This window comes from Elioraea sp. Yellowstone, assembly GCF_006704265.1.
In the GTDB taxonomy this organism is placed as follows: domain Bacteria; phylum Pseudomonadota; class Alphaproteobacteria; order Acetobacterales; family Acetobacteraceae; genus Elioraea.
Window position 1 is genome coordinate 1 of record NZ_VIKA01000159.1, and the last position, 6707, is coordinate 6707.

Sequence of the window (6707 nt, forward strand, 5' to 3'; positions counted from 1 at the left end):
TCTCCGGCGCGAGGTGGCGATGAACATCAAGCGGCTGATGGATCTCGGCTGCTATCGCGGCCTGCGCCGCCGCCGCGACGAAGCGTTCCTGCTCCGGCGTGCTGAGCTCGGGGCCGGCGAGACGCCGTGCCGCCGCCGCATCGCCCGCCATCGCGGCGACGAGCGCCAGGTTGTGGCGCACCCGCACATCGGTGTTGCCCTCCCCGCGCAGCCCCTCGAGCAGCCGCACCGCCTCGCCGGTCGCGCCGGCGAGCGCGAGCGACAGCGCGAGGTTGTTGCGCAGCGCCTCGTGGCGGGGCGCACGTGCGAGTCCCTCGCGGTAGCGCGCCTGCGCGCGCGCGTGATCGCCGGCGAGGTCCGCGATCACGCCGAGCCCGTTGAGCGCGTCCGGATCGCCCGGCGCCTGGGCAAGCAGCCGCTCGAAGCTTCCGCCGGCACCGCCGAGATCCCCGGCGCGCAGCTGGGTGCGCCCGAGAGCGAGCAGAAGCGTGCGGTCTGCCGGGCGACGCGCGAGCGCCTGCTCCAGCACCAGCACGGCCTCGGCGCTCGCGCCGCGATCGGCGAGCGCGCGCGCGTAGCGGGCCTGCACCTCGGCGTTGTCCGGCTCGGCCTGGGCGGCGTTGCGGTAGATCGACAGCGCGACCTCGACATTGTTGTTCGCCTCGGCCGCCGCGGCCAGCCGCAGCCGGTCCTGCCAGGTCGGCGCGCCGGCGGATCGTTCCCCGCTCGTGGCGCAGCCGAGCAGCGGCAGGGCGAGGCAGAGCGGCAGAAGGAGGGCGCGCATGGTTCCGGCCTCTAGCGGTTGAAGGAGGCGAGAAGCAGGACGAAGGACGGACCGGCCAGCAGCATGACCAAGCAGGGCAGGATGAACAGCGTCAGCGGCAGCACCAGCAGGGCAGGAAGCCGCGCCGCCTTCTCCTCGAACTCGATCAGCCGCTCCTGGCGCATCTCCGCGGAGAGCGTGCGCAGCGCCTGGCCGAGCGGCGTGCCGTACTGGATCGTCTGGGCGAGCGTGGTCGCCAGCCGGCGCAGCCCGACGACGTCGGTGCGCTCGCCGAGATTGAGCAGGGCCTGGCGCCGGTCCGAAAGCATGCGGAGCTCGTTCGACAGCGTCATGAACTCCGCGGCGATCGGCCGGTTCGACGGCGCCATCTCGATTGCCACCCGCTCGACCATGCTCTCAAGCCCGAGCCCGGCCTCGGCGCAGATCACCATCAGGTCGAGCGTGTCCGCGAGGCCGGTGCGGATCTGCCTGACATAGCGCTTGTGCATCCAGCCGAGCACCCAGTTGGGGCCCAGCAGCCCTGCCACCACGCCGACCCCCACCAGGACCATCTGCGTGGCGCCCGTGGTGCCGCGCAGCACCGTCATGCCATAGACGGCGAGCGGCACGACGACCAGAAGCACCACCTTCAGCCCGATCACCACCGGCACGACGCTCTGCGGGCGGTAGCCGGCCGCGGCCACGCTGCGTTCCAGTTCCCGGCGGTCCTTCTCGGAGAGCAGCGCGCTGCCGCCGAGCGCGGTGCCGATCGCACGCAGCGCGCCCTGGATCAGGCCCGGGCCCGCCGGCTTGCGCTCCGCCGCCAGGGCACCCCTGCCGAGGCTCGCCACCCGTCCAGCGAGCCGCCGCTCGATGCCCGCCCGTGCCGACAGCCAGGCCGCGATCAGCACCAGGATCAGCACCGCGGTCGCCAGCACGGCGAGCGCGAGAAGCGGATCGCCGCCGGCAAACTCGGGCAGCGCGCTCATGTCAGCGCGAGGCTGCGGCGGATCATGCCGCGCATCGTCAGCACCCCGAGGCCGAGCAGGCCGAAGGCGATCGCCGCGATCGTCGGTCCCTTCTCGTGGGTGAAGTAGAAGTCGATATAGCCCGGGTTGAGCACCGTCAGCGCGGCCAGCGCGATCACCGGCACGACCGTCAGGATCAGCGCCGACATGCGCGCCTGGCCGGCGAGCGCCCGGCCGCGCGCGGCCGTCTGCACGCGCTTGCGCACGACATCGGCGAGATTGTCGAGCGTCTCGGTCAGGCTGCCGCCGGTCTGCTGCTGCAGCGCGATCGTGACGGCGAAGAACCCGTACTCGCGCAGCCCCGTGCGGGCATGCAGATTGAGCAGGCTGGTCTCGAGCGGCACGCCGATCGCCTGCTCGGCGTTGACCTGGGCGAATTCGCGCCGCGTCGGCTCGGGGCACTCGCGCGCGATGGTGCGCAGCGACTCGGTGACCGGAATGCCCGCGCGCAGCGCGCGCACGATCATGCCGAGGGCGTCGGGCATCTGCTTGAACAGGGCCTCGCGATAGCGCGAGGTGCCGTAGGCGAAGATGGCGCGCGTGGCGAGCACGCCCGCGCCGATCCCGCCCGCGATCGCGGCGTCGCGCCCGAGGATCGCCGCGAGCAGCAATCCGGCAGCCGCGCCGGCGGCCGCGCCGAGAATCAGCACCAGCGGCCAGGGCGCCGGATGCTCCTGCGGACGCGAGGGATTGAAGGCGATCAAGCGGCCGAGCCGCGTCGCCAGGGGAGCGGGGCCGCGCTGCGCGAGCTGGATCCCGGGGAGGGTGGCCGTGCCGCGCCGCCGCCGCGGCTGGCCCACCGCCTCGGTCAGCCGCCGCGCGAGGCGCTGGTTGCGGATCTCGAGCACGAGCAGCCCCGCGCTGCCGAGCGCCACCAGCACCAGCGCGGCCAGCGCGACCGTGGCAGGCGGGAGATCGCCGATCGTCATCGCTCAGAACTCATCGAGCGTGGCCATCCACGCGCGGTCGAGTCCGAAGTACTCGAGGCGAGAGACGAATCCCGGCTTGATGCCGGCGGCGCGGTAGCGGCCGCGGATCCGCCCCTGGCTGTCCTCGCCCTCGTACTCGAAGCTGACGAGGTCGTTCATCGTGATCACCTCGCCCTCCAGCCCGCGCACCTCGCTCAGCTGGATGACCCGGCGCGTGCCGTCGCGCATCCGCTCGATCTGCACGATCAGGTCGAGCGCGGAGGCGATCTGGGTGCGGATCGCCTTCACCGGCAGGCCGAAGCTGCCCATCTGCACCATGTTCTCGATGCGGATCAGGGCGTCGCGCGTGCTGTTGGCGTGCAGCGTGCCGAGCGAGCCGTCATGGCCGGTGTTCATGGCCTGGAGCATGTCGAAGGCCTCGGGGCCGCGCACCTCGCCGAGAATGATCCGGTCCGGGCGCATGCGCAGCGCGTTCTTGACGAGGTCACGCTGGGTGATCTCGCCCTTGCCCTCGAGATTGGCCGGCCGCGTCTCCAGCCGCACCACGTGCGGCTGCTGGAGCTGCAGCTCGGCCGCGTCCTCGATCGTGACGATGCGCTCGCCATGGTCGATCATGCGGCTGAGCGCATTGAGCAGCGTCGTCTTGCCCGAGCCCGTGCCGCCCGAGATCAGGATGTTGAGCCGGCAGCGCGAGGCGATCTCCAGCAGCTTCGCCACCGGCGCGGTGAGCGAGCCGAACTCCACCATGCGCGCGAAGTCGATGCGCTTGCGCGCGAACTTGCGGATGGAGATGGAGGGGCCGTCGAGCGCGAGCGGCGGCAGCACGATGTTGACGCGGCTGCCATCGGCCAAGCGCGCATCGACCATCGGGCTCGACTCGTCGACGCGCCGCCCCACCGCGGCGGCGATCTTCTGCGCCACCGCCGTGGCGTGCGCGGCATCGCGGAAGCGCACATCCGCCTTCTGCAGCTTGCCGCCCTTCTCGACATAGACGCTGTATGGGCCGTTCACCATGATGTCGGTGATCGCCTCGTCGGCGAGCAGGGGCTCGAGCGGGCCGAGCCCGACCATGTCGTCGGCGATCTCGCGCGCCAGGGCGGCCTGCTCGCGCGCGGACAGTTCGATCCGGTGCTTGTCCGCGAGCTGGTGCACCAGCCGCTCGAGCTCGGCCCGCAGACGCTCTGCCGGAAGTTCCGCCGCGAGCGTCGGATCGACCTGGTCCATCACCAGCGACCACAGGCGCGCGCGCGCCCCGCTCTGGCCGACCGGTCCCCCCCGCGGCGGCGCGACCGCGACGGGCAGGGCCGCAGGCAACCCGGACGCGGCAGGCCCGCCTGCGCCGTTCGCCGCCGCTGGCGGCTCCGGCCGGCGCGCCACGACCGGGTCGGTGCGGCGTCCGAACACGCTCATCGGCCGAGCAGGCGGCCGAGCCACCCGCCCCCGCGCCCGCCCACCCGCGCGCCCGAGACCTCGCGCGTCAGGCGCTGCATCGCCGCGCGCAGGACGCGGCTCTGGGCCACCGCCGGCACGCCGAGATCAGCGGCCATGGCGAGCCGCTTCGGGATCTCGGGCAGGGTGAACTCCACCTTCGCCTCGATCCCGCGCTCGACCAGCCTGAGCGGCATCGTGCCCGGGGCACCGGCGCGGTTGAGCACGAACACCGCCTTGTCCGAGCCCGTGAGCGTGGCGAACATCGCCTTGAGGCGCGCGGCATCGCGGATCGAGACGACATCCGGCGTCATCACCACCAGACGCATATGCGCCGCGGCGTAGATCGTGCGCAGCGCCGCGTCGCCCGGCGTGGGCATGTCGACGATGATGTAGTGGAAGCGCCGCCGCAGCAGCGCCATCAGCCGGGAGACGCCCTCGGCGGTCGACATCGGCCGGTCCTCGAACGCCTCCTCGGCCGCGATCAGCCGCAGTCGGTCCGATATCGCGACCGCGCTGCGCTCGATGAACAGGGAATCGACGCGCTCCGGCTCCTCGAGGGCGACACGCAGACCGGGCCCGGGGGTCACGCCGAGCATGGCCGCGACCGTGCCGCGCTGGAGGTTCATGTCCACCAGCGCGATATAGCCGCGCGTGCTCTGGGCGAGCTCAACCGCCAGGTTGACCGCCACCGTGCTGGCGCCTGCACCGCCGCGTGCGCCGGAGACCGTGATGATCCGTCCGCCGATCTGATCGGTCCCGCCCGGGATGCGTCCCTGAACCACCGGCAGGAAGAGCCGGGTGACGTTGTCGCGGGTCAGCGGCTTGTAGAGGTACTCGACCACGCCGAGGCCGCGCGTGATCTCGCGATAGAAGCCCATGTCGGTGCGGTCGCCGATCACCAGCACCTTGACGTCGGGCTCGCAGACATTGGCGAGATCGTCGAGCGCGACCAGGGCATCGGCCGCGCCCTCCACGTCGACGATCAGCACCTGCGGCGTCGGCTTGTGCGCAAGCTCGCGGATCGCGGCCTGGACGCCGCCGCGTTCGAGCGTCAGCCTGCCGCCGAGATCGCCGAGGACCGCGCGCAGCACCGCCTCGGACTCGCCGTCGGCGACATAGGCGACGAGCAGCGGACGGTCGAACGCGATCGGGCGCGCCTCCTGGCCGGTAGCGGTCCCGGCCGGCTCGGCGGGGCGACCATCAACGCTGAGCACCCAACCCTCCTCCGCCGGCCGAGGGCCCCACGGTCGAGGCGCGCACGTCGGGTAACGGCTTCAGCGCGTCGTCCTCCAGGCGCTCGATCGCGTCGGCCGCTTGGCGGCCGCGGCCGCGCGGATCACCGACGCCCCGGTCGAGATGCGCGGGATCGGCGATCATGACGCGCAGGTTGGCCGCATTCGCGCCGGTCGGACGCCAGGTGCCGTCACGCTCGCGCGGATCGGCGCCGCAGGCGACCAGGAGGAGAAGCGCCATGACGGCGAGGCGGCAGGACGGCATGCGGCTACTCCAGGATGAACCCGGCGCGGCCGGGGACGCGCGGTGGCGGGTTGTCGCGGGAGGCCTGGCGATGCCACAGCACGCGCTCGATGTCGTTGGCCGGCGTGAAGCCGTCCGTCGGCAGGGCCAGCCGGTGCGGATCGGAGACCGGGCGGACGATGTAGGGCGTGATGATGATGACGAGCTCGCTGTCGTTGCGGCGGAACCGGTCCGACTTGAAGAGCGCGCCCAGGATCGGCACCTCGCTGAGGAACGGCAGGCCGGATCCGGCGATGCGGCTGCCGTCCTGGAGAAGCCCCGCGATTGCGAAGGACTGGCCGCTGCCGAGCTCCACCGTCGTCTCGGCACGGCGCACGCGCAGCGCCGGGATCCGCACGACGCCGCCCGCGACGGGCAGGCTGATCGCACCCTCCTCCGAGAGCTCGCTGACCTCGGGTCGCACCCTCAGGCTGATCCGCCCTGCGTCCAGAACGGTCGGCACGAAGGCGAGCGAGACGCCGAACTGCTTGAACTCGATCGTGATGCGATCGTTCTGGGCGGCGACCGGAACCGGGAACTCGCCGCCGGCGAGGAAGGAGGCGGTCTCGCCGCTCTGCGCCGTCAGGTTCGGCTCGGCGAGGATGCTGATGAGCTGGTCCTGTGCCAGCGCATCGATCAGGCCGTTGATGTCGAACGAGGTCGAGCTGTAGCCCGCGCCGATGAAGTTGCGCCCGACCTCGCCGCCGAGGCCGGGGATGAGATTGGCGCCGGCGAAGGCGCCGGTCAGCAGGCCGAAGCTGAAGCGCCCGATCGTGCCGAGCACCTGCCAGTTGAAGCCGAGCTCGCGCGTGATCGAGCGGGAGACCTCGGCCACCCGCACGCGAAGATTGACCTGGATCGCGCCGCCGACGCGAAGCTCGTCGAGCACGCGCTCGCCCTCCGGCAGGGCGCTGCGCGCGATCGCGAAGGCGCGCTGCGCGTCCGCCGCGGTCGGCACCTCGCCCGCGAGCAGCACGCCGCCCGGCACGCGCCGCACCGAGATCGCGGTGGCGGTCGGCACGGCGGCGCGGATCGCCGCCT

At 72.5% G+C, this 6707-nt stretch carries 6 protein-coding genes and 2 pseudogenes; 1 reads left to right on the forward strand and 7 read right to left on the reverse strand.

Going from position 1 to position 6707, the window contains the following annotated elements; genetic code table 11:
• Positions 1-76: pseudogene (locus FK498_RS16105) on the forward strand (30S ribosomal protein S13); the annotation flags it as partial.
• 183 nt (positions 77-259) lie between these two features.
• Here FK498_RS16105 and FK498_RS20025 read toward each other — a convergent pair.
• The 7 genes and pseudogenes from FK498_RS20025 to FK498_RS16135 form a co-directional block, all read right to left on the reverse strand.
• Positions 260-784 (reverse strand): annotated as a pseudogene (locus tag FK498_RS20025) (tetratricopeptide repeat protein); the annotation flags it as partial.
• Between the two features lie 11 nt (positions 785-795).
• Positions 796-1752 (reverse strand): type II secretion system F family protein, encoded by a 957-nt coding sequence (locus FK498_RS16110; RefSeq protein WP_141856325.1) that lies wholly within the window; start codon positions 1750-1752, stop codon positions 796-798.
• Entirely contained in the window at positions 1749-2720 is a 972-nt protein-coding gene (locus FK498_RS16115) for a type II secretion system F family protein (RefSeq protein ID WP_141856327.1), read from the reverse strand. Before FK498_RS16115 ends, FK498_RS16110 begins: the two co-directional genes overlap by 4 nt.
• Positions 2721-2723: 3 nt before the next feature.
• Positions 2724-4130 carry a CpaF family protein gene (locus FK498_RS16120; protein WP_141856329.1) on the reverse strand — a complete coding sequence of 469 codons (1407 nt, stop codon included), beginning with the start codon at positions 4128-4130 and terminating at the stop codon, positions 2724-2726.
• Positions 4127-5365 carry a P-loop NTPase gene (locus FK498_RS16125; protein ID WP_141856331.1) on the reverse strand — a complete coding sequence of 413 codons (1239 nt, stop codon included), beginning with the start codon at positions 5363-5365 and terminating at the stop codon, positions 4127-4129. Before FK498_RS16125 ends, FK498_RS16120 begins: the two co-directional genes overlap by 4 nt.
• Positions 5352-5648, reverse strand: a complete 297-nt coding sequence (locus FK498_RS16130) for a hypothetical protein (RefSeq protein ID WP_141856333.1) — start codon at positions 5646-5648, stop codon at positions 5352-5354. Before FK498_RS16130 ends, FK498_RS16125 begins: the two co-directional genes overlap by 14 nt.
• A 4-nt stretch (positions 5649-5652) precedes the next feature.
• Positions 5653-6707, reverse strand: a 1055-nt coding sequence (locus FK498_RS16135) for a type II and III secretion system protein family protein (RefSeq protein WP_141856335.1), incomplete at its 5' end; no start/stop codon positions are given.

Excerpts from the sequence above, each read along its gene's own strand:
- FK498_RS16120 (WP_141856329.1), bottom strand. The coding sequence starts at position 4,130 with ATGAGCGTGTTCGGACGCCGCACCGACCCGGTCGTGGCGCGCCGGCCG.
- FK498_RS16115 (WP_141856327.1), bottom strand. The coding sequence starts at position 2,720 with ATGACGATCGGCGATCTCCCGCCTGCCACGGTCGCGCTGGCCGCGCTG.
- FK498_RS16130 (WP_141856333.1), bottom strand. The coding sequence starts at position 5,648 with ATGCCGTCCTGCCGCCTCGCCGTCATGGCGCTTCTCCTCCTGGTCGCC.
- FK498_RS16110 (WP_141856325.1), bottom strand. The coding sequence starts at position 1,752 with ATGAGCGCGCTGCCCGAGTTTGCCGGCGGCGATCCGCTTCTCGCGCTC.